Annotated in this window: 23 protein-coding genes; 12 read left to right on the forward strand and 11 right to left on the reverse strand. The window is 66.0% G+C overall.

Features of this window, described 5'->3' with window-relative positions:
• The first annotated feature begins 8 nt into the window (after positions 1 to 8).
• The 5 genes from AC3WUM_RS05285 (at position 9) to AC3WUM_RS05305 (ending at position 5,668) form a co-directional block, all read left to right on the forward strand.
• Complete coding sequence (locus AC3WUM_RS05285) at positions 9 to 1,133, forward strand: LLM class flavin-dependent oxidoreductase (protein WP_492409152.1); 1,125 nt, start codon at positions 9 to 11, stop codon at positions 1,131 to 1,133.
• Complete coding sequence (locus tag AC3WUM_RS05290) at positions 1,130 to 2,290, forward strand: sulfotransferase family protein (RefSeq protein ID WP_492409153.1); 1,161 nt, start codon at positions 1,130 to 1,132, stop codon at positions 2,288 to 2,290. The genes AC3WUM_RS05285 and AC3WUM_RS05290 overlap by 4 nt, the downstream gene beginning before the upstream one ends.
• A gap of 1 nt (position 2,291) precedes the next feature.
• Positions 2,292 to 3,137 (forward strand): sugar phosphate isomerase/epimerase family protein, encoded by an 846-nt coding sequence (locus tag AC3WUM_RS05295; RefSeq protein WP_492409154.1) that lies wholly within the window; start codon positions 2,292 to 2,294, stop codon positions 3,135 to 3,137.
• Between the two features lie 18 nt (positions 3,138 to 3,155).
• Positions 3,156 to 4,388: a DUF1214 domain-containing protein gene (locus AC3WUM_RS05300; RefSeq protein ID WP_492409155.1), complete on the forward strand. Its 1,233-nt coding sequence runs from the start codon at positions 3,156 to 3,158 to the stop codon at positions 4,386 to 4,388.
• Positions 4,389 to 4,705: 317 nt separating this feature from the next.
• Positions 4,706 to 5,668 (forward strand): flavin reductase, encoded by a 963-nt coding sequence (locus AC3WUM_RS05305; protein WP_492409156.1) that lies wholly within the window; start codon positions 4,706 to 4,708, stop codon positions 5,666 to 5,668.
• 21 nt (positions 5,669 to 5,689) lie between these two features.
• Here AC3WUM_RS05305 and AC3WUM_RS05310 read toward each other — a convergent pair whose 3' ends face one another.
• Genes AC3WUM_RS05310 through AC3WUM_RS05325 form a run of 4 tightly spaced genes read right to left on the reverse strand, consistent with a single transcriptional unit; the run spans position 5,690 to position 8,816 of the window.
• Positions 5,690 to 5,980 (reverse strand): DUF1330 domain-containing protein, encoded by a 291-nt coding sequence (locus AC3WUM_RS05310; protein ID WP_492409157.1) that lies wholly within the window; start codon positions 5,978 to 5,980, stop codon positions 5,690 to 5,692.
• 27 nt (positions 5,981 to 6,007) lie between these two features.
• Positions 6,008 to 6,706, reverse strand: coding sequence for an SDR family NAD(P)-dependent oxidoreductase (locus AC3WUM_RS05315; RefSeq protein ID WP_492409158.1), 699 nt, complete (start codon positions 6,704 to 6,706; stop codon positions 6,008 to 6,010).
• A gap of 59 nt (positions 6,707 to 6,765) precedes the next feature.
• Entirely contained in the window at positions 6,766 to 7,680 is a 915-nt protein-coding gene (locus tag AC3WUM_RS05320) for an acyl-CoA dehydrogenase family protein (RefSeq protein WP_492409159.1), read from the reverse strand.
• The gene (locus AC3WUM_RS05325) at positions 7,680 to 8,816 is read right to left on the reverse strand and encodes an acyl-CoA dehydrogenase family protein (RefSeq protein WP_492409160.1); all 1,137 of its coding nucleotides are present in this window, start codon (positions 8,814 to 8,816) and stop codon (positions 7,680 to 7,682) included. The genes AC3WUM_RS05320 and AC3WUM_RS05325 overlap by 1 nt, the downstream gene beginning before the upstream one ends.
• 383 nt (positions 8,817 to 9,199) lie before the next feature.
• Here AC3WUM_RS05325 and AC3WUM_RS05330 point away from each other — a divergent pair, with 383 nt between their 5' ends.
• The gene (locus AC3WUM_RS05330) at positions 9,200 to 10,021 is read left to right on the forward strand and encodes an enoyl-CoA hydratase/isomerase family protein (protein ID WP_492409161.1); all 822 of its coding nucleotides are present in this window, start codon (positions 9,200 to 9,202) and stop codon (positions 10,019 to 10,021) included.
• Here AC3WUM_RS05330 and AC3WUM_RS05335 read toward each other — a convergent pair.
• Positions 10,018 to 10,923: a LysR family transcriptional regulator gene (locus AC3WUM_RS05335; RefSeq protein ID WP_492409162.1), complete on the reverse strand. Its 906-nt coding sequence runs from the start codon at positions 10,921 to 10,923 to the stop codon at positions 10,018 to 10,020. The two genes, AC3WUM_RS05330 and AC3WUM_RS05335, sit on opposite strands and share 4 nt — an antisense overlap.
• A gap of 140 nt (positions 10,924 to 11,063) precedes the next feature.
• Between AC3WUM_RS05335 and AC3WUM_RS05340 the strand changes: the two genes are divergently transcribed.
• On the forward strand, positions 11,064 to 12,581 hold the full coding sequence (locus AC3WUM_RS05340; protein ID WP_492409163.1) for a CoA-acylating methylmalonate-semialdehyde dehydrogenase: 1,518 nt from the start codon (positions 11,064 to 11,066) through the stop codon (positions 12,579 to 12,581).
• Positions 12,582 to 12,655: 74 nt separating this feature from the next.
• Here AC3WUM_RS05340 and AC3WUM_RS05345 read toward each other — a convergent pair whose 3' ends face one another.
• The 5 genes from AC3WUM_RS05345 to AC3WUM_RS05365 form a co-directional block, all read right to left on the reverse strand.
• Positions 12,656 to 12,886 (reverse strand): biotin/lipoyl-containing protein, encoded by a 231-nt coding sequence (locus tag AC3WUM_RS05345; RefSeq protein WP_492409164.1) that lies wholly within the window; start codon positions 12,884 to 12,886, stop codon positions 12,656 to 12,658.
• A gap of 28 nt (positions 12,887 to 12,914) precedes the next feature.
• Positions 12,915 to 14,954: an alpha-ketoacid dehydrogenase subunit alpha/beta gene (locus AC3WUM_RS05350; protein WP_492409165.1), complete on the reverse strand. Its 2,040-nt coding sequence runs from the start codon at positions 14,952 to 14,954 to the stop codon at positions 12,915 to 12,917.
• A 134-nt stretch (positions 14,955 to 15,088) separates the two neighbouring features.
• Positions 15,089 to 15,847, reverse strand: coding sequence for a 2-oxo acid dehydrogenase subunit E2 (locus AC3WUM_RS05355; RefSeq protein WP_492409166.1), 759 nt, complete (start codon positions 15,845 to 15,847; stop codon positions 15,089 to 15,091).
• Positions 15,848 to 15,862: 15 nt separating this feature from the next.
• A complete protein-coding gene (locus AC3WUM_RS05360; RefSeq protein WP_492409167.1) occupies positions 15,863 to 16,210 on the reverse strand; it encodes a hypothetical protein in 348 nt (115 codons plus the stop codon).
• A gap of 70 nt (positions 16,211 to 16,280) precedes the next feature.
• Positions 16,281 to 16,925, reverse strand: a complete 645-nt coding sequence (locus AC3WUM_RS05365) for a carboxymuconolactone decarboxylase family protein (protein WP_492409168.1) — start codon at positions 16,923 to 16,925, stop codon at positions 16,281 to 16,283.
• Between the two features lie 426 nt (positions 16,926 to 17,351).
• Here AC3WUM_RS05365 and AC3WUM_RS05370 point away from each other — a divergent pair, with 426 nt between their 5' ends.
• Entirely contained in the window at positions 17,352 to 18,887 is a 1,536-nt protein-coding gene (locus AC3WUM_RS05370) for a class I adenylate-forming enzyme family protein (RefSeq protein WP_492409169.1), read from the forward strand.
• Between the two features lie 63 nt (positions 18,888 to 18,950).
• On the forward strand, positions 18,951 to 20,228 hold the full coding sequence (locus AC3WUM_RS05375) for an MFS transporter (protein WP_492409170.1): 1,278 nt from the start codon (positions 18,951 to 18,953) through the stop codon (positions 20,226 to 20,228).
• 12 nt (positions 20,229 to 20,240) lie between these two features.
• Here the strand turns inward: AC3WUM_RS05375 and AC3WUM_RS05380 are convergent, their stop codons facing one another.
• Complete coding sequence (locus AC3WUM_RS05380) at positions 20,241 to 21,323, reverse strand: NAD(P)H-dependent amine dehydrogenase family protein (RefSeq protein ID WP_492409171.1); 1,083 nt, start codon at positions 21,321 to 21,323, stop codon at positions 20,241 to 20,243.
• A 228-nt stretch (positions 21,324 to 21,551) separates the two neighbouring features.
• On the opposite strand from AC3WUM_RS05380, the gene AC3WUM_RS05385 reads away from it, so the two are divergent.
• Genes AC3WUM_RS05385 through AC3WUM_RS05395 form a run of 3 tightly spaced genes read left to right on the forward strand, consistent with a single transcriptional unit; the run spans position 21,552 to position 25,082 of the window.
• The gene (locus AC3WUM_RS05385; RefSeq protein ID WP_492409172.1) at positions 21,552 to 23,222 is read left to right on the forward strand and encodes an MFS transporter; all 1,671 of its coding nucleotides are present in this window, start codon (positions 21,552 to 21,554) and stop codon (positions 23,220 to 23,222) included.
• Between the two features lie 51 nt (positions 23,223 to 23,273).
• Positions 23,274 to 24,527: an acetyl-CoA C-acetyltransferase gene (locus AC3WUM_RS05390; protein WP_492409173.1), complete on the forward strand. Its 1,254-nt coding sequence runs from the start codon at positions 23,274 to 23,276 to the stop codon at positions 24,525 to 24,527.
• A gap of 54 nt (positions 24,528 to 24,581) precedes the next feature.
• A complete protein-coding gene (locus tag AC3WUM_RS05395; RefSeq protein WP_492409174.1) occupies positions 24,582 to 25,082 on the forward strand; it encodes a MarR family winged helix-turn-helix transcriptional regulator in 501 nt (166 codons plus the stop codon).
• Positions 25,083 to 25,111: the final 29 nt, after the last annotated feature.

Consider the following 25,111-nt stretch of genomic DNA (forward strand, 5'->3'; position numbering starts at 1 on the left):
GCCAGATCATGAAAGTACAACCCGCCGCTTTTTTCCGGACGACCCTGCCGCTCGACCTGTCGCGCCTTACCGAGCTCGACAGCGGGCGCTATCACTCGATCTGGCTGCCCGATCACATGGTCAGCTTCTGGCCCGACGCGATCTGGACGCCCGAGTTCACCGACCTTGCAACGGCATCGCCGTCTCCGCATCGGCATCTCGACGGCATGGCCGTCGCAGCCGCCGCGGCCGTGCTGACGAACGAGGTGCCGATCGCGACGAGCGTGGTCGACACCGTGCGCCGCCATCCGTCCCTGCTCGCGCAGAGCGCGCTGACGATCGACCACCTCGCCAAGGGCCGCTTCATCCTCGGCCTCGGCAGCGGCGAAACCGAGAACACCGTTCCCTACGGTTTCGATTTCTCGAAGCCGGTCGGCCGTTTCGAGGAGTCGCTGCAGGTCATCCGCCTGCTCTGGGAAAGCGAAGGCCCGGTCGACTTCGAGGGCCAGTTCTACCAGCTGCATCACGCGCGACTCGACACCGAGCCCTACCAAGGCAAGTTTCCGCGCATCTGGATCGGCGCGAGTGGCCCGCGCATGCTCGACATCGCCGGACGCTACGCCGATGGCTGGTGGCCTGCCGGCGCCTGGACGCCCGAAGACTACGCCGCCAAGCTGCAGGCGCTGCGCCTGTCCGCCGAGAAAGCGGGACGCGACCCGCTCGCGATCGTGCCGGCCTACATCCAGATCTGCCTGCTCGGAGACGACAACGAGCTCGACAAGATTCTGCAGGCGCCGCTCGTGCGCTCACTGATCATGCAGTTCCCGGCCGATGCCCTGAAGCAGCGCGGATTCGTGCATCCGCTCGGCGAGAACTGGCGCGGCTATCAGGACATCACGCCCGGCGCGCTGCCGCGCGAGCGCATCGTCGACATGCTCGGCAAGACAAGGCCCGAAATGCTGCTCGCGATGGTGCCGCACGGCTCGCCGAAGAAGGTCGCGCAGACGGTCAAAGGCTTCGTCGACGCGGGGCTGCGCGTGCCCAAGATACTCGACTACGGCGGCATGGCCGGCCTCGCCTACGCCGCGAGTTCAGCGCAGAAAGTCCGCGAGGCCGAAGACGAATTGCTGCGCCTTTGTGGAGACATCGCATGAGCGGGATTCTCGATGCCGACCAGCTGCTCGCCGCGGCCGAAGCTGAAACCGGGCTGCATGATTACGGCGACGACAGCAGCTTCAAGATGCGCTTCGGCAAGGCCGTCGATCACCTCAACAGCATCGGCATGGACGAGGACGGACAGCGCCGTGGTGCGCAGGTCTGTCATTGGCTGCTCGTCACGCGCCTGCAGTTGTTCGAAGACCGCAAGCGCTATCCGATCGCGCAGGAGAAAATCGTCAAGCCGCTGTTCGCCACCGGCCAGCCGCGCTCGGGCACCACGCTGCTGCATGCGCTGATGTCGGTCGATCCGAACGCGCGCGCGCTGCGTTTCTGGGAAGTGATGTATCCGTCGCCGCCACCCGGCATCAGCGCAGCCGACGATCCCCGCCGCGCGCGAGCCGATGCGGACTGGCGCGAGATCAACCAGAAGATTCCGAAGTGGCTCCTGAGTCATCCGTACAACGACATGCTCGGCGACGGCCTGCCTGAAGACGAGCGCACCTGGGGCCTCGATTTTCGCGTGATGACGCCGACGGCCTGGTGGCGCGTGCCGATGGGCATGAAGATCGGCGGGCTGCCGCTCGACGCGCAGGCGCAGTACGCGATCCACAAGAAGATGCTGCAGCAGTTCCAGTATGGAAGACAGCAAAAATACTGGGTGCTCAAGGGCTTTCACTATGCGAGGCTGGACGCGCTGTTCGCCACGTATCCCGATGCGAGCATGATCTGGACGCATCGCGACCCGGTGCAGGTCATCGCCTCGCGCATCATGATGGCGGCCGAACTCGTCGAAGGCCTGGTCGGCCATGTCGATCTCAAGCAGCAGGCCGCGATCCAGCTCGCCGACGCGCGCGCCGGCATGAAGGCGATGATGGAAGCGCCGATGCTCGACGACCCGCGCATCTTCCACGTGCGCTACACCGACTTCACGGCCGATCCGGTCGGCACCGTCCGGCGCTTCTACGAGCGCAGCGAGGTGGCGTGGACGGACGAAGCCGAGGCGGCGATGCGCCACTATCTCGCGAACAACCGCGGCGACCGCTACGGCAAGTTCACCTATTCCACCGATCTGATCGGCGTCGACATCGACGAACTGCACAAGGAGTTCGCTCCGTTTCGCGAGCGCTTCGGCATCGAGATCGAGAAACGCTGAAATGAGCGCGCCTGGATCTTCGACACCTCGTCTGCACGAGCGCATCTCGCCCGGCGAGACCTCGTTCTACGGCGCGAGCCTGGATGAGCTCGCCGCGTACTGGCGCCGGCTCGCGCCGCAGCGCGTGAGTTTCGTGAGCTGGACGCTGCTCGGCGCGGACCCGGCCGCGCTGCGATCGCTGATCGATGAAGGCGGCTATCGCGTCGAAACCATCACGCACGTGTTTCTGGCCGACCGCCATCTGACCGAGGATGAAAACGACTGGGTCCAGGCAAGAAGCGAACTGAGTCGCCTGATCGACGTGGCGAAGCACATCGGCGCGCGCTCGATCTACCTGCTCACGGGCGGCCATGGAAACCTGAGCTGGGAACAGGCCGCAGCCGCGTTCTGCTCGGCGATCGCGCCTTGCGCCGCGCAAGCGCGCGCGGCCGGCGTTTCACTGCTGATCGAGCCCGCCTCGCCGCTGCATGCCGACCTGAGCATCACGCACAGCCTGCGCGACACCGTCGAACTCGCCGAGATGGCCGATATCGGCGTCTGCATCGACTGGTTCGCCTGCTGGACCGAAGCGGGCCTTCAGCGAACGATCGAACGCGCAGTCCCGCGCTGCGGCATCGTGCAGGTCAGCGACTACGTCTACGGCGACCGCTCGCTGCCTTCGCGCGCGGTGCCGGGCGATGGCGTCATTCCGCTGCGGCGCCTGCTCGACTGGACGCTGTCCGCCGGCTACGACGGCGCCTTCGATCTCGAGCTGATCGGCCCGCGCATCGAACAGGAGGGCCGGCTGCAGGCAGTCTCGCGCGCAGCCGACAGGCTCGGCGAGATGCTGTACTCGCTCGGCGCTTGAGGATCGATCGGAACGAGCATGAGCTTCGGCGACCATACTGACGACCCTGCGCTGCGCGCGGCCTGGCAGCAATTCTGCGCGCGCCTGCAGCAGGCCGGCGAGCGCGCCTTCAAGGACCACAATCCGGCTTCCGCTTTACAACGTGCGGATGCGTTTCGCTTTCTGACGCAGAATCTCGGGCAGGCTTTCGACCTCGCGCTCGAAACCAGGGACACCCAATATCCGGCGTTGCACGCCTTCTGCCATCCGACGCGCAAGCTCGGCGGAGACGCGGCCGATTTCGTTTATCTGCAGGCCTGGATCGATGGGCACTCGACTTACCGGATCAGCGGCAACAAGGGCACCGCGCGATTCCTCAATTTCACCGTGCAAGGACCGCGTTTCGAAACGCAGCCCGGCACGGGCTGGCCGAGCCTGCACGAGCCTTTCGGCGACATTCCCGAAGCCAACCTCTTCGGTCATCAATTGCAGGCCGATGCGGACGGCAATTTCGAGCTCTTCATCGGCGGCGAGTCGCGAGCTTCCAACTGGCTGCCGACCACCGCAGGCTCACGCAAGCTGTTCCTGCGCCAGGGCTTCGATCGCTGGGACGAGCGGCCCGCACAGCTGCGCATCGAGCGCCTCGGCATGCGGGAGCCCAAGCCCTTGCCGACGCCGCAGACGATGATCGAGGCGATGGATTGGGCCGGCCGTTTCGTCGACGGACTCATGCGCGATTGGCCCGACCATCCGTATCAGTACAGCGGTGGCGTGGTCGACCCGCTGTGCGTGAACCGGTTTCCAGGCACGGCGGGCGGCGATGCGGCCGATGCCAAGCGCGGCCGCGCGATCGCGCACCTGTGCTGGGAGCTCGCGCCCGACGAGGCGCTGATCGTCGAGTTCGATGCGCACGAGGGCTTCTGGATGGTCACCAACTCGGGCGCGTTCTTCAATAGCATGGATTTTCTGTATCGCCCGGTCAGCTACACGCCGAGCCGGACCGCGGTCGATCGCGACGGCAAGATCAGGCTGATCCTGAGTCACGATGACTGCGGTTATCACAACTGGCTCGACACCCAAGGTTTCGAGCGCGGCAACCTGACCTATCGCTGCCTGCTTAGCCAGGCTCCGACTGCCTTCGAGACGAAACTCGTCAAGCGCTACGCGCTCGATCAGGCGCTGCCGGGCGATTGCGCAAGGGTCTCGCCGCAGCAACGCGCGGCGCAACTGCACGAGCGCTTCGACGCCGTGCGCCGACGCTACGGCCCTTAGCGCTCGATCACGACCTTGCCGAAGGCTTCGCCGCTCTAGAGCCGGCGACAAGCATCCTGTTCGAAAGCGTAGCGGCTATCGATGACCGGCTTGAGCTTATTATGACGAGCGCAAACCGATCGACGTCAGCGCCGCGGCGCAGGACAAGGCCGCTGCGGACCGCCTGTGGCAAGAAGGCCTCGCACTCGCCCGCAAGGCCGGGCTGACGCTCGAAAGCTGAGAAGAAGCACACGAGAATCCGTTTCTCGCACGAACCTACCGTTGATCAACACAAGCGGGCCAAGCCGAAATCGGGCTTGGACGCAGCGGAGCCAGCCATGGGCAGCATCGACGCAAAATCCTTTCGCCAGGCGCTCGGCAGTTTCACGACGGGCGTCACCATCGTCACCACGGTCGACAAGGACGGCAACAAGGTCGGCGTCACCGCGAACAGCTTCAACTCGGTGTCGCTCGACCCGCCGATGGTGCTGTGGAGCATCGCCCGCACCTCGAGCAACATCGCCACCTTCACGGCCGCGAGCCACTTTGCGGTCCACATTCTGGCGAGCGACCAGGACGCGCTGGCAAGCCATTTCTCCAAGCGCGGCGTCGATCGCTTCGCAGGCCTGAACCCGGGCCAGGGACCGGGCGGCGTGCCGCTGCTCGATGGCTGCGCGGCGCGCTTCCAATGCCGCATGGCATTCCAGTACGAAGGGGGCGACCACCTGATTCTGGTCGGCGAGGTGCTCGAGTTCGATCACTACGATCGCGAGCCGCTGGTGTTCAAGGGCGGCCGCTACGCATTCGCCCTGCCGAAGGCGAGCGATCCGCTACCCGCCGTCGACGCTGCGGCGTCACCGGGTGCGTTCACACCGGACTTTCTGATCTATCAGCTCGGCCGTGCCTACCATCAGCTGTTCGCTCGCCTGCGCACCGAACTCGATCGTCACGAGCTCGGAGTCGCGGACTACTTCGCGCTGAGCATGCTCGGCGTGCGCGATGGACGCACGGTCTCCGAGCTCGATCGGCTCGTTTCCTATTCGGGGAATCACGTCGACATCGATTGCGCGCGACGCCTGGCGGATCTGGGGCTCGTCGACATCGATGGCCAGTCCGATGCACGGCTGAAGCTGACGAGCAAAGGCCAGCATGTGGTCGTCGAATTGCTCGCCGCCGCCCAGGCGGCCAACGACGACGCCGAGAACGGATTCGACCCGAGCGAATCGCGCCTGCTGCGGCAGTTCCTGAACCGCGTGATCAGGTCCACCGATCCGGGCCTGCCCTCGCCCTGGTCGAGCTGAGCGCTTCACTGCAGGCGCGCGTTAGAGGCCTTCGATGATCACCGCGCGGTAGTCGGCGCCATTGCGCCGGTGCACGGCCATGGCCTGATAAGCCGGTGACTCGTACCAGGCTCTGGCATCGGCGACGGTCGGAAACTGCAGCAGCACGACGCCATCGGGCGCTTCGCCTTCAAGCGCCTCCATGGCACCGTAGGCGATCAGCGGCGTCAGATTCGGATCCCGCGGAATCTCACGGCTCTTCTGGCGGTAGAGCGCCATTTCGTTCGCGTCGCGAACCGCGCCTTCGCGCAGAAACAGGATGTAGGCCGCCATTGCGTGCTGCTCGTGGAGTGGCCGCGATCAGGTACCGACTGGCAGCGCGGCCCCGTTGATCGCGCGCGCTGCGTCGCTAGCAAGAAAGCGGATCACGTCGGCGAGTGCGGCCGGCGCGACCCAGCCGGAAGTATCGGCATCCGGCATCGCGGCGCGGTTCTCGGGCGTGTCGATGATCGTCGGCAACACGCAATTGACGTTGATGCCTTGCTTGCCGAGTTCGGCCGCCATCGATTCGGTCAGGCGGATCACGCCCGACTTGGTCGCCGCATAAGCGCCCATCAGCGCGCCGCCGCGCAGCGCGCCGTTGGCGCCGACGTTGACGATGCGTCCGCTGCCGGACGACAGCATCGCCGGCACCACCGCGCGGCTCATGTTGAGCAGGGTCCGCAGGTTCAGGTCGAACATCAGCTGCCAGGTTTCGTCACTGCTTTCGTGCACGGCCTCGCCCATGCGAAAACCGCCCGCGATGTTGGCGAGCACGTCGATGCGACCGAAGCGCGAGAGCGCGGCCTTGACGAGCTCGGCGGCTGGCGCGGCGGAGCGCAGGTCGGCCGCGGCGAGCAGCTGCGTCTCGCTGTCGTCGCCGTGCGCCTGCTGCAGGCGCTTGCGATCGAGATCGACGAGCACCAGCGCCGCGCCCTGCTGCGCGAACGCCTGCGCCACCGCCCGACCCAGATTGCCGGCCGCGCCGGTCACGAGCACCACTTTGCCTTTGAAGCTCATATGCGACTCCCGACTGTTCGCATCCGTCCAGTGAAACGAACGCGCGATGATTGAGCGGCTCAGGCCGACGCGCCGAAACCGTACTGCGCCACCGCCTGCGCCTGTCCGCCGCGGCCACCGAGCTCGGACAGCAGTGCCTTGATCCGATAGGTCCACAAATGCAGCGGATGCTCCAGCGTCATGCCCATCGCGCCGAGCATCTGGTGCATTTCGTAGCAAACGCGCGTGCCCGCTTCCTGCGCCTGATACGCCGCGAGCGCCGCATCGGCCTGCGTGCCCGTCGCGGCGGCCTTGAGCGCGAGCCAACGCAAACCTCCGGCCAGCACGGCGCATTCAGCCATGCGATGGCGCAGCGCCTGGAAAGTGCCGATCGGGCGGCCGAATTGCTTGCGGACCGAAATGTGCTCGACGGTCGAATCGATCGCGGCCTGGATCAGGCCCGCCGCTTCGGCCGCCAGCGCGACGCGCAGCCAGCGACGAATTCCGCTCGCCTCTTCATCGGACAGTTTCTGCACCGCGATCTCGCGCTTGAGGCGCCCCATCGGATACGCGAACAGCGAATCGACGATTTCGACGTCGTCCGGCTTGGGCCGTGAGAGGCCGATGCTGTCGCCATCGATGACGATCAGGGTCTTGGCAGTGGCGACGAAGCGGCCCGGCCGGCCGTTTTCGACGACCGCGATCGGACGCGGCCATTCGTCGCCCGGCAGATGCGGACGCACGATCATCGACAGCGCGAGTTCCGCGGCGTACGGCGAGCGCGCCAGTCGCTCCACCGCGATCGCGGCCGAGAGTGCGCCGAGTTCCGGAATCTGCGCGATATCCCAATAACCACCCTCTTCGATCTCGCGTTCGAGCGCCTCGCCGGTCAGCACGAAGCCATGCGCATCGATCGGCTTGTCCTTGAAGCTCTGGGCCAGGCGATCGACGGCGTCGGCGAGCGCGGACTGGTCGGAAGTCAGTTGGAAGTCCATCAGCGGGGCTCCCGCGGCAGTTTGAGGAAATCGGTGGCGATGATGTTGAGCTGGATCTCGGCCGCACCCGAGGCGATGCCCGCGACGATGCCGCGCTGGTGATGCGCCTGCAGCGGCGGGTCGCCGCCGGCCAGCGCTTCGGGCACGTGCTCGACGACGAACTCGGAAACCAGGCGCTCGGCCATCACCGTCGCATAGCGCGCGGCATTCGCTTCGGCGCCGGTCGGCAGATTGTGCGCACGCTGATCGATGATGCTGTAGTTGTAGAGCCGCGCCGCTTCGCAAGCCGCATGCGCACGCGCGGCCTGCTCGATGGCGCCGACTCCGAAGCGCCCCTCGCGCCTGAGCTGCGCGACCGCACGTGCGAGCGACGTCGAAGCCAGCGCGAAGCGCGGAATGCCGACCCGCTCGAGGGCGAGCGAGGCGCGCGAAATCTCCCAGGCCTGGCCTTCGGCTCCGAGCATCGCGCTCTCGGGCACTTCGACGTTGTCGAAGAAGACTTCGTGGATGTCGCCTTCGCCGATCACGCTCGGAATCTCGCGCACGGTGATGCCCGGCGTGTCCATCGGCACGAGGAAGATCGAAATGCCGCTCTTGCCCGGCGACGTGCGCGCGAGCAAAAAGCAGGTGTCGGCGTAACCGGCGTACGAGGTCCAGATTTTTTGCCCGTTGATGCGGTAGACCGAACCGTGCTTGTCCGCACGCGTGCGCAGGGAAGCGAGATCGGAACCCGCCTCGGGCTCGGAAAAGCCCTGGCACCAGATGGTTTCGCCGCGGGCCATCGGCACGATGTAGCGCTGCTGCTGTTCTTCGGAACCGAAGCGCATGAGCGTCGGCCCGATCCAATTGACGTTCATGTATTGGCCGCCGCGCGGCTCGCCGGCCATCCACATTTCTTCGGCGAGGATGAAGGCCGTCCAGGCGTCGGCGTCGCGCCCGCCCCAGCGGGCCGGCCAGTGCGGAACCAGCAGGCCGGCCTCGGCGAGCTTGCGGCAGAACTTGTCCGCGAATTCGCTTTGAACCTCCGAGGCCGGGCCATGCGCAATCGCCTCCCAGTTGGCCGGCAGATGCTCGGCCAGGAAGCGCCGCACGGTCGCGCGGAATTCGAGTTGCTCCGGGGTCCAGTCAAAGTCCATCAGGGTCGTCCGACAGTTTTCGGGGGTTATCGCTCTACTCGACAGAGATGTTCATTATCGCTCTTTCGGAGAAAGAACGATCGGCGAACACTGCGAGCTTCTCTCCTGCGCGCCTGGGCTCCGCCCGCGTTATAGTTCGTGGCGTTCGGATTCGATGGGAAATGCGGCATGAACCGCACCGAACATCCGGCCGTGAGCCCGGCACCGGAGCGACTATCGGACCCTGGAGGCGACCGTGTCAACGATGTTGTTCAAGACATCCGGGCTCGTGATTTGCCAGCCCAGGCGGCCCGGCATGACGCTCCAGGCAAGAGCGAGAGCCTGCGGAGCATGGTGGCAATCCGCGGCCTCGCAGCGGCGAACAACCCAACCAGCATCGACCCATGAATTCATCCGACCCGACCGTTCTTCCCGAATACCGCACGCTGGCCTTGAGCCGCCAGGGCCGCAGGCTGACGATCACGCTGAACCGCCCCGAGCTGCTCAACGCCTGCAACTACGACATGCACGAGGAGCTCGCCGACGTCTTCGTGTTCGCGCTCGACGACTCGCACTCGGACCTCGTCGTGCTGACCGGCGCCGGGCGCGCCTTCTCGGCCGGCGGCGATTTGCAGCACATCACGCGCAGTGCCGAAAACCCCGAGCTGTTCGATCAGGAAGCGCGCTGCGCCAAGCGCGTCGTCTTCGGCATGCTCGATCTCGACAAGCCGCTGATCTGCCAGCTCAACGGACATGCGGTCGGCCTCGGCGCGACGATCGCCCTGCTCTGCGACGTGATCTTCGCGAACGAGAACGCCAAGATCGGCGATCCGCACGTGAACATCGGACTCGTCGCCGGTGATGGTGGCGCCGCGATCTGGGCGCAGCGCATCGGCCTAGGCCGGGCCAAGGAATATCTGCTGACCGGCGATCTGCTGACTGCGAAGAAGGCGCAGGAGATCGGCCTCGTGAATCACGCCCTGCCCGCCGACGAGCTCGCTCCCGCCGTCGATGCGTTCTGCGAACGCCTGCTCAAGGGCCACATCAAGGCCGTGCGCTGGACCAAGGTGCTGACGAATCTCGAGCTCAAGCGCATTGCGCATGCGGTCATGGACGCCGGCGTCGCCTACGAATCGCTCAGCGTGCGCACGCCCGAGCATCGCGAGGCGGTCAAGGCGCTCGTCGAGAAGCAGGCCGCGGCTACGGCCAGTCGCAAGCCCGGCTAGTTCGGCACAGCGGCCGCCGACTTGGGGGCGTCGGCCCAGAGTTCCTCGGCGAGCTCGAATGCCGCGACGACCGCGGGCTCCTGGCTGCGACGCTTGAGACAGACGAGCGTGAGCTCGGTGCTCAGCGAAACCGGCGACAGCGCGATACGTCCGGCCCGGCTCTCCGATCGCGCGATCGATTCCCGCACGAGCGAAAGCCCGACGCCGGCCCGCACGAGGTCGAGCATCGAAGGCTCGACGTCGACCTGCGCCGCGATCTTCGGCGTCGCGCGAGCGGCTTCGAAGCGCTTGCCGAGCAGCCGGTTGTGTACCGATTCCGGCGGCGTCCAGATCCAGGGCAGCTGCACGAGCTCGGGCCAGCCGGCACGCGCAACCTGCGATTTCCAGGCACGCGGAGCCGATACGCGATAGTCGAAACTCGTCAGCACCACGGCATGCAGGCGCTTGTCTTCCGGCACGCCGAGATAAAACCCGACGTCGAGTTCGCCTGACTGCACCTGCGAAAGTACCCAGCCTGAAATGCCGTGCGAAACATCGGTGTGCAAAGCCGGATGCCGCTCGAGCATGAGCCCGAGCAGGGCGCCGAGGCGCAGGAAATCGGGGTCCAGGATCGTGCCGATCCGGAGCTTGCCGGCAACGCGCTTGGACAGGCGCTCGACTGCGGATTGAAACTCGGCCGAAGCCGCGAGCACGGCCTGCGCGTACGGCAGCAAGGCGTGTCCGGCCGGCAGCAGTTCCATGCCGCGCGGCGTGCGGCGAAACAGCGGAGTGCCGATCGATTCCTGCAGGGACTTGAGCTGCAGGCTCAGGGCCGACTGCGTCAGATGCACGACCTCGGCCGCTCGCGTGATGCCGCCGTGGCGAGCCACCATGTCGAAGATGCGCAGTTGCTTGAGGTCCATGCGTGACGGCGAATGTTCGAGCGAGCGATGGAAGGAGCCGATATTGAGGTTTCTTATATCGAAGCCAGTTTAACTCATTGGCTTATATCGGCTGCTTTGCAGCTTAATATCGTGTTCCCCACAGCGAAGCAGGATCGGACATGAGCTCCTCCGCCTCAAGCGTCACCATTCTCGGCCATTACATCGGCGGCGCCGTTCGCAAGCCCTCCGGCGATGTGAACACCAGTGATGTCTTCAATCCGGCCACCGGCGCCGTCACCGGCAAGGTCACGCTCGCCACGCAGGCCGATGTCGACGCCGCCGTCGCCGCCGCCAAGGCCGCGTTCCCGGCCTGGTCGGCCACCGCGCCGCTACGCCGCGCACGCATCCTCATGAAGTTCCGCGAGCTGCTCGAAGCGCATCGCGACGAACTCGCCAGAATCATCACGAGCGAACACGGCAAGGTGTTCTCGGATGCCTCGGGCGAAGTCACGCGCGGCATCGAGGTGGTCGAGTTCGCGATGAACGCGCCGCATCTGCTCACGGGCTCGCACAGCGACAACATCGGCGGCGGCATCGACAACTGGAACCTGCGCCAGCCGCTCGGCGTGGTCGCCGGCATCACGCCGTTCAACTTCCCGGTGATGGTGCCGATGTGGATGTTCCCGGTCGCTCTGGCTTGCGGCAACACCTTCGTGCTCAAGCCTTCCGAGCGTGATCCGTCGGCTTCGCTGCTCGTCGCCGACCTGCTCAAGCAGGCCGGCCTGCCCGATGGCGTGTTCAACGTGCTGCAGGGCGACAAGCTCGCGGTCGATGGCCTGCTCGCTCACCCCGATGTGCAGGCGCTGTCGTTCGTCGGCTCCACGCCGATCGCCGAATACATCTATGCCGAAGGCACCAAGCGCGGCAAGCGCGTACAGGCGCTCGGTGGCGCCAAGAACCACATGGTCGTCATGCCCGACGCCGATCTCGATCAGGCCGTCGATGCGTTGATCGGCGCGGCTTATGGCTCCGCCGGCGAGCGCTGCATGGCGATTTCGGTCGCCGTCGCGGTCGGCGACATCGCCGACAAGCTCGTCGCCAAGGTCGCCGAGAAGGCCAAGCAGCTCGTGATCTGCAACGGCATGGAATCGCGCGCCGAAATGGGCCCGCTGGTGACCGCCGTGCACAAGGCCAAGGTCGAGGGCTACATCGAGAAGGGCGTCAAGGAAGGCGCCAAGCTCGTCGTCGACGGTCGTGGCCTCAAGGTGCCGGGACACGAGAACGGCTTCTTCACGGGCGGCACGCTGTTCGACAAGGTCACGCCCGAAATGACGATCTACAAGGAAGAAATCTTCGGCCCGGTGCTCAGCGTCGTGCGCGTGCCGGATTTCGCGACCGCGCTCGAACTGATCAACGCGCACGAGTTCGGCAACGGCGTCGCCTGCTTCACGCGCGATGGCGCGACGGCTCGCGAGTTCTCGCGTCGCGTGCAGGTCGGCATGGTCGGCATCAACGTGCCGATTCCGGTGCCGATGGCCTGGCATTCGTTCGGTGGCTGGAAGCGTTCGCTGTTCGGTGACACGCATGCCTACGGCGAGGAAGGCGTGCGCTTCTACACGCGCTACAAGAGCATCATGCAGCGCTGGCCCGACAGCGCTTCGAAGGGGCCGGAGTTCGTGATGCCGACGGCGCAGTAAGCCGCGCCAGCATTTTCGTCGCGCAATGAAAAGGCCCGCGAAAGCGGGCCTTTTCATTTGCTCCGGCGGCCGGATCAGACGATCTGGCCGATCTCGGTTCCCACGTCGAGCGTGTCACCGGCCGGCAGCTTCTGCACCAGCTTTCCCGACGCCGGAGCTGAAATTTCCTGCACCGACTTGCCGGTTTCGAGCGAGTAGATCGGATCGCCTTCCTTGACCTCGGCTCCGTCCGCGACCAGCCATTCGGTCAAGGTGCCCTCGGTCATGGACATTTCGAGTTTGGGAATGGTGAGTGAAGTCGGCATTGAGGGCACTCCGGCGTATTGGGATAGATCAGTTCTTGAAGGACAGGATTTCACGCACGCGCGCGGCGATCGCGGGCGCGCTCGGAATCTGGTTCATCTCGATGTCGCGCGAATAACCGATCGGCGCGAACGCGGCGCCCAGACGGCCCACCGGGGCCTTCAGGGTCGAGAAGCGCTCTTCGGAAATCGTGCTCGCGATCTCGGCGCCGAAGCCACCGAACTCGGTCGCCGCATGCACGACGAGCGCACGACGCGTCTTCTTCACCGAGTCGAGCACGCGGGCGTAGTCGATCGGAACCAGCGTACGCAGGTCGATGACCTCGGCGCTGATGCCTTCCTTCTGCAATTCGTCCGCGGCCTTGACGCATTCGTGCACTTGCCAGCCGTAGGACACCAGCGTGATATCGGTGCCTTCGCGACGAATCTTGGCGACGCCGAGCGGAATGCGGTAGTCCTCGAGCGGAACGTCGCCCTTGATGCCGCGCAGCAGCTTGATCGATTCGAGATGGATGACCGGGTCGTCGTCGAAGATCGAGCTCAGCAGCAGGCCCTTCGCATCGAACGGCGTGCTCGGCATGACGACCTTGAGGCCCGGAATGTGCGCGAACCAGGCTTCGAGCGACTGCGAATGCTGCGCACCGAAACCGCCGATGCCACCGCCGACCATCATGCGCACGACGAGCGGCACGTTGGTCGCGGCGCCCGACATGAAGCGCTGCTTGGCCGCATGGTTGAAGATCGGGTCCATGCAGACGCCGGCGAAGTCGTTGAACATGATTTCGGTGATCGGGCGCATGCCGACTAGCGCGGCGCCGACACCGGCGCCGATGATGGCCTGTTCGGCGATCGGCGTATCGAGCACGCGATCCTTGCCGAACTTCGCCTGCAGGCCCTTGGACGTGCCGAACACGCCGCCCGGCTTGCCGACGTCTTCACCAAAGGCGACCACGCCCTTGTCCAGTTCCATCGCCGTCGCCTGCGCCTGGATGACGGCTTCGAGCATCAGCATGTTCTTGCGCTCGCCAGTCGGCTCGACCTCGGCTTCGCGCAGCGGATACTGGCCGCGCACCGGCACGTTGCTGACGTCGGCGTAGACGTCGACGAGCGTTTCGGAGGCCGGCGTGTTCGGCGCGGCGAGCGCCTTCTCCATCGCGGTTTCGACCTCGATGCGCGCGGCTTCCTCGATCTCGGTGACCTGCGCTTCGGTGAGGATGCCCGACTCGATCAGCAGCGCGCGCGTGCGCGGAACCGGCCAGGCTTCCTTGCCGGACTTGAGTTCGTCGGCGGGCGCGTTGTGATTGTCGCCGACGCCGGCATGCGGGCCGAGGCGATACGTGGTCGCTTCGACGAACACCGGGCCCTTGCCGGCGCGAACCTCTTCGACCACGGTCTTCATGCCCTGGTAGAAGGCGACCGGATCGTTGCCGTCGAGCTTGACGCCCTTGAAGCCGTAGCCGGCCGCGCGCGAGGCCAGATCCTGGCTCGCGGTGTAGTCCGCGTACGCGGTGTACTCGCCGTACTGGTTGTTCTGGCACAGGAAGATCACCGGCAGCTTCCACGAGCCGGCGAAATTCATCGCCTCGTGCACGGCGCCGATGCTGGTCGCGCCGTCACCGAAATTGACGATGGTCACGCGATCTTCGCCGCGCGATTTCGCGGCGAAGGCCAGGCCGTTCGCGATCGGCGCGCCCGCACCGACGATGGCCGTGGTCAGCATCGAACCCGAAGCCGGATCGGAGATGTGCGGAGCGCCGCCCTTGCCCTTGTTGACGCCGGTGGCGCGCCCCAGGGCTTCGGCGAACAGGCCTTCGAGATCGAGGCCTTTGGCGACCTGATCGTGAATGCCGCGATAGGTGGTGACCATGTAGTCGCGCGAACTGGTCAGCGTCGAAACCGTGGCCGGAATCACTTCCTGACCCGTCGCCGGCCAGTACGAGAACAGGAACTTGCCTGCCGACAGGCCAGCCTGAATCCCCTTGTCGACGGCGCGGATGCGCGCCATCTGGCGATAGATGTCGACCAGAGTCTTGGCTTCGATGCCCAGGCCGGTAGGTGCTTTTGCTTGCATGCTTTTGCCTCGAATGGTTCTGGTCTCTGCGAGCCGATCGCTGAACGGGACATCGTCCGAAAGCGATCGCCAAGCCTTCATCCAACAGTGTAGTTCAATTGATGCGGCTCAACGGATGCCGATCAGCTGAGCCGTCAATTGAATTGGAAAGCCTCCAGGGCCTCCGCGAACGCGCGCGTGAAGCGCGCCGCATCAGCCCCGTTGATCACGCGGTGGTCATAGCTCAGCGACAGCGGCAGGAACGATTTCAGCACCGGCTTGCCCTCCGCGTCGGGCACGAAGCGATCGGCCGCGCGCGTGATGCCGAGGATCGCCACCTCGGGCGCATTGATGATCGGCGAGAAACTCGTTCCGCCGATGTGGCCGAGCGAAGACAGCGAGAAGCAGCCGCCGGACATTTCGGCGACCGAAAGACCCTTGGTGCGCGCCTTCTCGGACGTCTTCACGATCTCGGCCGCGATCTCGCCGACGCTCTTCTTGTCGCAGTCGCGAATCACCGGCACCAGCAGGCCGCTCGGCACGTCGACCGCGATGCCGATGTGGTAGTAGCCCTTCTGGAACAGCGTCGCGCCATCGGCCGACAGCGAGACGTTGAACTGCGGATATTTCTGCAGGCAGGCGACCGCCGCCTTGACCAGCGCCGGCAGCAGCGTGCGCTTCTGGTCCGGATGCGCCGCATTCCATTCCTTGCGGCGGCGCTCGAAACCAGTGATGTCGGCCTCGTCGTTGTGCGTGACGTGCGGAATCGACGTCCAGTTGCGCTGCATCACACGACCGACGTAGTGCTGGATCTTGCCGACGGCACGCGATTCGACCGCACCGTAAACGGAAAAGTCGTCCGCAGGCCAAGGCAAGGGCGCAAGCACCGCGGCGGGAGATTTGGTGTCGCTCATGAGTAAAATTCCGTATCAGTTTTTCGTGGGCGCAGCGCTGGCTGCATCCATCTGCAAGACTTCCCAGAACACCGGCTGGGCCCCTTCCACCGCCGTGCTGCGCTGTATGCGGCCGCTGATGACGCGCGAGTTCATCTCGTCGATGAAGCCCTGCAGATCGTCGGTCTCGATCTCGAACACCGTGAGGTACTTGAACGCATCGGGAGCCGGGCGCACCTGCGCGGAGGCGATGGCTCCGCGGCGCCCCCAGATGACTCCCGGGAGTTCGAGGATCTGGTCGAAATGCGTCGCGATGTAGTCGAGGTATTCCGGCTCCCGCCCTGCAGCCGCGTTGCTGTGAACCACGAACAGATAACGGGACATTCGATCACCCTCGCCTATTGCGTCGTCTCTGGCCGGCATTCGTCTCGAGATGCTCGATACGAAGCGACGATCAGACCGACGCCTTCGAAGTCAGCAAACGTTGACGCGTCGCATCGTCGAGCGGAGGCGCTCCGCTTTCCGGCGGCGTCTCCAGACTGTTGATCGCCAAGGCCAGGGTTCCATAGCAGCCGACCAGAAAAATCAGATCGAGCAGCTGCGTCTGGCTGTAGCGCCGCGACAACCGCGACCAGCTGTCCGGCGTAATGCGAGACAGCGCCTGCAGCTCGTCCACCGCGCGGATCAGCTCCGCATCTTCCTCGCTCCAGCCTTCGGCGTCGGGGCCGACTTGCAGGCGCAGCAGTTCGTCTTCGCTGAGCCCGGCGCGCTTTCCGAGTATCCAGTGCTGCACGAGCTCGTATTCGGAGTGCATCAGCCAGGACAGGCGCAGGATCGCGATCTCGCGGTCGCGATAGGCCAGCGAGCTGCCGCCGGCCACGTGCGCGTTGTACGTCATGAACGCTTTCGCGAGCGCCGGATAATGAGCAAAGGTGCCGAGCACGTTGACGCCGCGCACCTTGTCATCGCCTGCCTTCCAGCCATTGATGACGAAATTGTAGCTGGCCGGAAACGCGGCCAAGGCCGCATGTGCCGCCTCGTCCCACTCGGATGGCGGCTTGGGCACAATTCGCGGAATGGACTGCTGATCCGAACTCAAGTGAAGCTCCTCCGCGTGCATTGTCCGGCCGATTCGCGAGGGACCTGCGAGCTCCGCGCCCCGAAAACCGGATGGCGAGAGCGGCCGCCCACAATCACTTACGGCGCTTATTATCGACAGTATTGTTGACTTGGATTGTAAGCGACGCCCTTCTGGCGTGGCAACGGCGCGGCCTCCCGGCCCGCCCGGATCCGGGGAGGCTACCCAAATTGCCTCGATCGGGCCACGCCTTGCACGGCCGGATCGCGGACGGCATCGATCGTCCTTCCACCCAACAATCGTGTTGATTGTTGCGATGCGCCACGCTTAGGCTCGAGGGTGGCGGACCACAGACGATCGCGGGCGCCATCGCTTCATCCTTTCGCTGCTGGTCGGCCCGATCAAGGCCGATCTCCGCATTTCGGATACGCCATCCGCAGAGACAGAATGAGTACCGACGCGCCCCTTTCAGCCCGCTCGCAAACCCCGTCGTTCGATGCGCAAACCGCTTCGCCTTCCGGCAGCGGGCTCGAGCCCCTGTGCCGGCAGGCGCTTTCGCGTCCGGCCGATCGCCCGGCGCTCGAGTTCGATCAGCGCTGGATCCACTGGGGCGAGATGCGCCACGTGGCGCAGAAGATCGACGCGCTGATCGAAGCGAGCGGCAGCCCGGCCAGCGGACCGATCGGCTTCGTGCCGCGCAACCGGCCTTCGGCGATCGCCGCCCTGCTCGGGCTGCTCGCACGCGGCTGCCATCTGCGCATGATCTACGCCTTCCAGTCACCGGCCGCCATCGCGCGCGACCTCGAACGCCTGAAGCCGGCCGTGGTGATCGCGGCCGCCGAAGATTTCACCGACGAAGTGCTCGGCGCCTCGCGTGCATACGGCATCGCCGGCATCGCGCTGAGCGAAATGGATGCGCTCGCGGTTCCGGACCTGGAGCGCACGCAATATCCGATCGAGGAAACCACGGGCTCGTATTCGCGCATCGAAATCCTCACGAGCGGAACCACCGGCCCGCCGAAGCAGTTCACCGTGAGCTACGAGCTCATCGCCCGGCATCACATCGGCGCCGTGAGCGATCTGTCCGAAGCGCCGCCGACGCTGCTGTATTTCCCGCTCGGCAACATCACCGGCCTCTATTCGACGATTCCGCCCTTGATCAAGGGCCAGCGCGCGGTGCTGCTCGACCGCTTCAGCGTCGCGGGCTGGCACGACTACGTGAAACGCTATCGCCCGCTCGCGAGCGGGCTGCCGCCCGCCGGCGTGCAGATGGTGCTCGACGCCAGGGTTCCGAAGGCAGACCTCGCGAGCATCCGCAGCATGGGCACCGGCGCCGCGCCGCTCGACCCGGCCGTGCAGCGCGCCTTCGAAGCCGAGTACGGCATTCCGATTCTCTTGTCCTACGGCGCGACCGAATTCGGCGGCCCGGTATCGGCGATGACGCTGGATCTGCACCAGCAATGGGGCCAGTCGAAATTCGGCAGCGTCGGCCGTGCGCTGCCGGGCGCGCAGTTGCGCGTGATCGATGCGGAGACCGGCGCGGTGCTGCCGGCCGGGCAGGAAGGCATTCTCGAAGTGGTGTCTCCGCGCATCGGGCCGCAGTGGATACGCACGGCCGACGTCGCGCTGATCGACGAGGACGGCTTCCTGTTTCATCGTGGCCGCGCGGACGGCGCGATCATGCGCGGCGGATTCAAGCTGCTGCCCGAAACCATCGAACGCGCCCTGCTGCTGCATCCGGCGATCTCGGCCGCGGCTGCGACCGGCATCGCCGATCATCGGCTCGGACAGGTTCCCGTCGTCGCTGTGCAGATCAAGCCCGATGCGCAAGCGCCGACGGCCGAGCAGCTCGAAGCGCATCTGCGCGAGCACGTTCCGGCTACGCATATCCCGGTGGCCTGGCGCTTCGTCGACAGCCTGCCGCGCACGCCGTCGTACAAGGTCGACCGGCCCGCGCTTCGACAGCTGTTCGCGAGTTCATGAATCAACACATATGATGATTAGTACGAATTGGAAAGTGCGAGAGAGCGGGAGCGAGAGCGCGGCATGAGCTACTTCGGCGAATTGCGCACGCATTGGCGTGCGCTGCTGGCGTCCGCCATCGGCATGGGCGCCGGCATGTCGATCAACATGTACATCACGAGCATCTTCGCTCCGTACCTGATCGCGGACTTCGGCTGGTCGAAATCGCAGTTCGCACTCGTCGGCACCACCACCCTGGTGGTGCTGTTCTGCGTGCCTTTCATCGGCCGCCTAACCGATCGCTTCGGCGTGCGGCGCATGGCGACGGTCGGCGTGATCGCGATGCCGGTTTCGTTTCTCGCCTTCAGCTTCTACGAGGGAGACATTCTCGGCTTCGTCGGCATCTATGCCTTGCAGCTGATCTTCGGCACCACCACTTCGGCGACGGTCTACAGCCGGCTCGTCGCCGAGCGCTTCGACAGCGCGCGCGGCATCGCGCTCGCGCTGGTCGCCTGCGGCCCGGCCGTGGTCGGCGCGCTCGGCAGCCCGGCACTCAATGCCTTCATCGAGACGCATGGCTGGCGCATTGGTTACCAGGCGCTCGCGGTCTACGCGACGATCGCCGGCATGCTCGCACTGAGCCTGATTCCGCCGCTGTCGAAGTCCGAAGCCAGGACCGTGCAGGCGCAAGGTCCGGCGCGTCGCGACTACGCGCTGATCCTTCGCAACCCGGCGTTCGCGATCATCATGACCGGCACCTTCCTGTGCAGCATTCCGATGGCCCTGCACAACCACCAGATGAAGATGATGCTGCTCGACAACGGCGCGACTTCGGCCGGCGCGGCGATGATGATGTCGAGCTATGCGATCGGCGTGATCGCCGGCCGCCTGCTCTGCGGCATCGCGCTCGATCGCCTGCCCGCACATCTCGTCGCCGCGATCAGCATGGGCCTGCCGAGCGCCGGCCTGCTGCTGATCGCCTCGCCGTTCGACTCCTTCTGGGTGCTCGCGAGCGGCGTGATGCTGATGGGACTTTCGCTCGGCGCCGAAGGCGACGTCCTCGCCTTTCTGGTCATGCGCTACTTCGGCGTGCAGGTCTACAGCGGCGTGCTCGGCCTGGCGGTCGCGGCCGTCGGCATCGCCTCGGCGATCGGCTCGGTGGTGCTGAGTGCCACGCTCGCGGCGACCGGCAACTTCATGCTGTTCGTGCTCTCTTGCGGCGTCGGCGTGTTGTTCGGCTCCGCGCTGTTCGTGCCGCTCGGCAGGCCCGCCGTCACGCGCGTCGCCGATCGGCTCGCGCAGGAGCACGAATCCAGCGAAACGCTGGAAAACCTGAGCCCTGCAACGACCGCGCGCGCCTGAGGCCGCGCAGCCTCAACGCTGGGCGCTCAAATCCGGAATGATCTGCGGTAAGTCCACCGACTGGCGGATGCCCGGCGCCGCTGCGCAAACGTAAGGCACGGCGTTGACGGCGCGGTGCGCCGTATAGCCCGGCGTCGTCGCCGCCTTGTGCTCGGGCGACACGGTGAAATGCAGATGCATATCGAGCGGGCAGTCGCCTTCGACTTCGACCTGCCAGCCGTCGCCGCGCAGTTTCCAGTCCTTGTCGATGTCGGTGCTGATGAACCAGTTCGCGGTGAACGTGATCAGCGGCTTGCCCTTGCGCAGGCCCGAGACGGTCGTCCGCAAGGCGGCCACGGTGCCGGCTTCGACGACACCCGCCGCGATCTCGATTCGATTGCGCGCGAGCGCGACGTCGCCACCGGCCTGGATGTCGTCGAGCGGCAACCCGATCGCCTCGGCCACGACACGCAGCGAATAGCCGAACTCCTCGCGCAGGTAATGCGCACGCCCGGCCTCCGCCTGCGGATTGCGGGCCTGGCCGAATCCCATGATCTGGAACAGCATCTCGGGCGAATTGCGCGCCGAGCAATCGGCGTATTCGCTGATGTGCAGCGCATCGAGCCTGCGCTGGATCGACAGCAGCGTGAACGGCACCGCCTCGGTGATGAAGCCGGGACTGCTGCCGGTGCTGTGCAGCGAGCTGCCACCACTGCGGCAGGCGTCTTCGATGCGGGTGCGTGCCGCCGCATCGAGCCGATCGGCGTGATGGAACTCGGGGCGCGTCGTCACCACGTTGCAGCCCGAGGCGAGCAGACGGCGCAAGTCGTCGAGGTCGATGCGTTGCGGCATGTAGAGCACGCAGTCAGCCTTGAGCGCGAGCACGTGGTCGATGCTGCGCGTGGCCCGCACGCCGACCGCCGGCAGGCCGCAGAGCTCGCCGGCGTCGCGTCCGACCTTGTCGTCCGAATAGACATAGAGCCCGACCAGATCCAGCCCCGGATGCTCGATGACCGTGCGCAGGGCGCGCAGGCCGATGTTGCCGGTGGCCCATTGCACCACTCGATAGCGTTTGGCCGGCAACAGGGAAAGGCTGGCTGCGCCCAGGTGGCTCATGCGGTTCTCCTCGGATCGTTATGGTCTGAACAGGTCTTGCTGCGATTGTGCACAGGCAGCCGTGTCCTTGTGAACACCACTGGTGTGTAAAATAGGACAACAAAGCAAGCCCCTAGCAGGCTCGCTCGAAACAGGCCTTGACCCAATACGCCCAGCCACGGCGGAGGAGACGCTGATCGTGCACCGTCGCCGCTACGCAGCCGCGCCAGACGCCCTGGAGCAGCGTTCGTGACGAACGCAGCCGGCAAGTCCACCGAAACCCGAGGCGCGTTCGCCCCGCTGCGCGAGCGTGTGTTCCGCAACATCTGGACGGCGAGCCTGCTGTCGAATTTCGGCCAGCTGATCCTCGGCGTCGGCGCCGCCTGGGAGATGACGCGGCTGACGACCTCCGCGAGCATGGTCGCGCTCGTGCAGTCGGCGATGATGATTCCGATGATGCTGGTCGCCGTACCGGCCGGGGCGATCGCCGACATGTTCGACCGGCGCAAGACCGCGATGCTCGGCCTGGGCTTCGCGAGCCTGTCGGCCGCGATGCTCACGACGCTCGCGCTGCTGGGCCTCACGACACCGTGGATGCTGCTGCTGTTCTGCTGCCTGATCGGCGGCGGCGTCGCGCTCTACGCGCCAGCCTGGCAGGCCTCGATCATCGAGCAGGTGCACCCCAATCATCTGCCCGCGGCGGTTGCGCTCGGCGCGGTGAGCTACAACATCGCGCGCAGCTTCGGGCCGGCCGTCGGCGGCGTGATCGTGCTCGCGGTCGGCGCCCAGGGCGCATTCGCGATCAACGCCGTGTTCTACCTGCCGCTGCTGATCACCTTCTATTTCTGGAGCCGCCAGCAGCCGATGAACCGGCTGCCGCCCGAGCGCATCGATCGCGCCATCGTCTCGGGTGCGCGCTACGCGCTGCATTCGCCCGCGATCCGCATCGTGCTGCTGCGTGCCTTCGTGTTCGGCATCTGCAGCGCGGCGGTCGCGGCGCTGACGCCGCTGATCGCACGCGATCTGCTGCACGGCAACGCGGGCACCTTCGGCCTGCTGCTCGGCGCGACCGGCGTCGGCGCCGTCATCGGAGCGCTCGCCGTCAGCGACGTGCGCGAACGCTTCGGGGCCGAGCAGGCCGTCACCCTGTGCGCGATCGTCTCGGCGCTGACGACGATTCCGATCGGTTTGAGCTCGCAGCTGCCCGTCACCTTGGCGCTGCTGATGATCTCGGGCGCCGCCAACATGCTGCTGGTGTCGCTGTTCTCGGTCGGCGTGCAGCTGTCAGCTCCACGCTGGGTCGCGGCGCGCGCGATCGCGCTGCACTCGTCCGCGCTGACCGGCGGCATCGCCATCGGCGCCTGGATCTGGGGACAGGTCACCGCGGCGCACGGCGTCGATGTCGCCGTCATCGCGGCCGGCTGCCTGCTGCTGCTGAGTTCGGCGGTCGGGCGGGTCCTGCCGATGCCGCGCGTGTCGCTCAGCGAAATCGAGATCGTCGAGCTCGGCCACGAGCCGCAGGTGGCGCTGCCGCTGACCGCGCGCAGCGGGCCGATCGTCGTCGAGATCGACTACCGCGTCGATCCACAACAGGCCCGCCACTTCTACGGCGCCATGCTCAAGCTGCAGCACGCGCGGCTGCGCAACGGCGCTTTCGACTGGTCATTGTCACGCGATATCGCCAACCCGGCCCTGTGGACGGAACGCTATTACTGCCCGACCTGGGGCGACTACCTGCGCCAGCGCGAGCGCTTCACTCAATCCGACCGCGAACTGCAGGCGCAGGCGGATGCCTTCAATACGACGACCGAGCCCGGCGCACGCGTGCGCCGGCGACTCGAACGCCCTTTCGGTTCGGTACGCTGGCGAGCCGACGTGCCGGACCCCAAGCGGGACACGCTCAGCGTCTTCACGCCGTGAAGCGCGGGCCATGACGACAGACGAAGAACTGAATTCGAACGGAGAAACCAGATGTCCGAGGCATACATCATCGATGCAGTCCGCACTCCACGCGGCATCGGCAAGGTCGGCAAGGGCGCCCTCGCCCACCTGCATCCGCAGCATCTGGCGGCGACCGTGCTCAAGGCGCTGCACGATCGCAACGGCTTCGACACGCGTCATGTCGACGACGTCATCTGGGGCACCAGCGCGCAGAAGGGCAAGCAGGGCGGCGACATGGGCCGCATGGCCGCGCTCGACGCCGGTTACGACAAGACCGTCAGCGGCGTCACGCTCGATCGCTTCTGCGGCAGCGGCCTGACCGCGGTGAACTTCGCCGCCGCGCAGATCAAGGCCGGCATGGAAGACCTGATCGTCGCCGGCGGTACCGAAATGACGTCGCAGATTGCCGCAATGCAGCAGGCCGAAGCCGCCGCCGGCCTGAAGTCGCCGGGCCTCGGCACCGGCAACGCGCGCCTGCAGGCCAAGTATCCGCAATCGCACCAGGGCGTCAGCGCCGATGCGATCGCGTCGATGGAAGGCATCACGCGCGAGGCGCTCGACGCTTTCGGCGTCGAAAGCCAGAAGCGTGCGGCGCGCGCGATCGCCAACGGCTGGTTCGACCGATCCATCGTTCCGGTCTACGACGAGGACGGCAAGCTCGTGCTCGCCAAGGACGAACATCCGCGCCCGGACACCACGCTCGAAGGCCTCGCCGCGCTCAAGCCGAGCTTCGGCCAGATCGCCGACATGCCGATCGACGAGGCCGGCACCACCTTTCGCAAGATCATCAACCAGGTGTATCCGGACCTGAAGATCGAGGCGTTCCATCACGCTGGCACCTCGTCGGGCAACGTCGATGGCGCCGCCGCGCTGCTGCTCGCCTCCGAGGCCTATGTGCGCAAGCACGGGCTCAAGCCGCGCGCCCGCGTGATCGCGAGCGCCAACATCGGCGACGACCCGACGCTGATGCTCAACGCCCCGGTTCCGGCGGCCAGGAAGATCCTCGCCCGCGCCGGCCTGTCGGTCGGCGACATCGATCTGTGGGAGGTCAACGAAGCCTTCGCGGTCGTCGTCGAGAAGTTCATTCGCGACCTGCGCATCGACCGCGAGCGGATCAACGTCAACGGCGGCGCGATCGCGCTCGGCCACCCGATCGGCGCCACCGGCGCGATCCTGATCGGAACCGTGCTCGACGAGCTCGAGCGCCGCGATCTCAAGCGCGGCCTCATCACCATGTGTGCCGCCGGCGGCATGGCGCCGGCGATCATCATCGAGCGCGTTTGAGTGCGCGGCATGCGGCCCGGCGCCACCGCCAATGGTGTAAGTTCCCGCCGAAACATGAACTCGGACACGGGAGAACGACTCATTAGCCAGCCGGACGTTCGCAAGCGTGCCATCGGCCGCAAGCTCACGCTGATCTCGCGCCAGCTCTGGCATCAGTTCGACCAGAGTGTGTCGAGCTCCGGCGTCTCGCGCGCCAAGTGGGGGCTGATCGCGGCGGTTTCGCACACGCCGGGCGCCACCCAGCGCGCGATCGCCAACATGCTCGAAGTCACCGAAGTGACCGCCGGACGCATGATCGACCGGCTCTGCGAAGACGGCCTGCTCGAGCGGCGCGAGAACCCGCAGGACCGGCGCGGCTACTGCGTCTATCTCACGCCCGCGGCCAAACCCTTGCTCGACCAGCTCGGCGAGGCCGCCGCGGCCTACGAGGCCAGCGCCTTCGCCGGGCTCAGCGACGAGGATTTGACCCGCCTGAACGCCGTGCTCGACATCATCGCCCGCAACATCGCCGTCCCCCAGCGACATGAGAGCCGCAAACCCGGCGACCTTGACTGAGCAAGCAAAGCTAATTGCACCGAAATACT

The organism is Hydrocarboniphaga sp. FW305-C-57, assembly GCF_058783045.1.

What these genes read in the sequence shown, in the direction of transcription:
- AC3WUM_RS05305 (WP_492409156.1), top strand. Translation starts at nt 4,706, where the DNA reads ATGGGCAGCATCGACGCAAAATCCTTTCGCCAGGCGCTCGGCAGTTTC.
- AC3WUM_RS05300 (WP_492409155.1), top strand. Translation starts at nt 3,156, where the DNA reads ATGAGCTTCGGCGACCATACTGACGACCCTGCGCTGCGCGCGGCCTGG.
- AC3WUM_RS05320 (WP_492409159.1), bottom strand. Translation starts at nt 7,680, where the DNA reads ATGGACTTCCAACTGACTTCCGACCAGTCCGCGCTCGCCGACGCCGTC.
- AC3WUM_RS05360 (WP_492409167.1), bottom strand. Translation starts at nt 16,210, where the DNA reads ATGTCCCGTTATCTGTTCGTGGTTCACAGCAACGCGGCTGCAGGGCGG.
- AC3WUM_RS05295 (WP_492409154.1), top strand. Translation starts at nt 2,292, where the DNA reads ATGAGCGCGCCTGGATCTTCGACACCTCGTCTGCACGAGCGCATCTCG.
- AC3WUM_RS05345 (WP_492409164.1), bottom strand. Translation starts at nt 12,886, where the DNA reads ATGCCGACTTCACTCACCATTCCCAAACTCGAAATGTCCATGACCGAG.
- AC3WUM_RS05395 (WP_492409174.1), top strand. Translation starts at nt 24,582, where the DNA reads ATGAACTCGGACACGGGAGAACGACTCATTAGCCAGCCGGACGTTCGC.
- AC3WUM_RS05315 (WP_492409158.1), bottom strand. Translation starts at nt 6,706, where the DNA reads ATGAGCTTCAAAGGCAAAGTGGTGCTCGTGACCGGCGCGGCCGGCAAT.
- AC3WUM_RS05325 (WP_492409160.1), bottom strand. Translation starts at nt 8,816, where the DNA reads ATGGACTTTGACTGGACCCCGGAGCAACTCGAATTCCGCGCGACCGTG.
- AC3WUM_RS05285 (WP_492409152.1), top strand. Translation starts at nt 9, where the DNA reads ATGAAAGTACAACCCGCCGCTTTTTTCCGGACGACCCTGCCGCTCGAC.
- AC3WUM_RS05330 (WP_492409161.1), top strand. Translation starts at nt 9,200, where the DNA reads ATGAATTCATCCGACCCGACCGTTCTTCCCGAATACCGCACGCTGGCC.
- AC3WUM_RS05370 (WP_492409169.1), top strand. Translation starts at nt 17,352, where the DNA reads ATGAGTACCGACGCGCCCCTTTCAGCCCGCTCGCAAACCCCGTCGTTC.
- AC3WUM_RS05355 (WP_492409166.1), bottom strand. Translation starts at nt 15,847, where the DNA reads ATGAGCGACACCAAATCTCCCGCCGCGGTGCTTGCGCCCTTGCCTTGG.
- AC3WUM_RS05335 (WP_492409162.1), bottom strand. Translation starts at nt 10,923, where the DNA reads ATGGACCTCAAGCAACTGCGCATCTTCGACATGGTGGCTCGCCACGGC.
- AC3WUM_RS05290 (WP_492409153.1), top strand. Translation starts at nt 1,130, where the DNA reads ATGAGCGGGATTCTCGATGCCGACCAGCTGCTCGCCGCGGCCGAAGCT.
- AC3WUM_RS05310 (WP_492409157.1), bottom strand. Translation starts at nt 5,980, where the DNA reads ATGGCGGCCTACATCCTGTTTCTGCGCGAAGGCGCGGTTCGCGACGCG.
- AC3WUM_RS05380 (WP_492409171.1), bottom strand. Translation starts at nt 21,323, where the DNA reads ATGAGCCACCTGGGCGCAGCCAGCCTTTCCCTGTTGCCGGCCAAACGC.
- AC3WUM_RS05375 (WP_492409170.1), top strand. Translation starts at nt 18,951, where the DNA reads ATGAGCTACTTCGGCGAATTGCGCACGCATTGGCGTGCGCTGCTGGCG.
- AC3WUM_RS05340 (WP_492409163.1), top strand. Translation starts at nt 11,064, where the DNA reads ATGAGCTCCTCCGCCTCAAGCGTCACCATTCTCGGCCATTACATCGGC.
- AC3WUM_RS05390 (WP_492409173.1), top strand. Translation starts at nt 23,274, where the DNA reads ATGTCCGAGGCATACATCATCGATGCAGTCCGCACTCCACGCGGCATC.
- AC3WUM_RS05350 (WP_492409165.1), bottom strand. Translation starts at nt 14,954, where the DNA reads ATGCAAGCAAAAGCACCTACCGGCCTGGGCATCGAAGCCAAGACTCTG.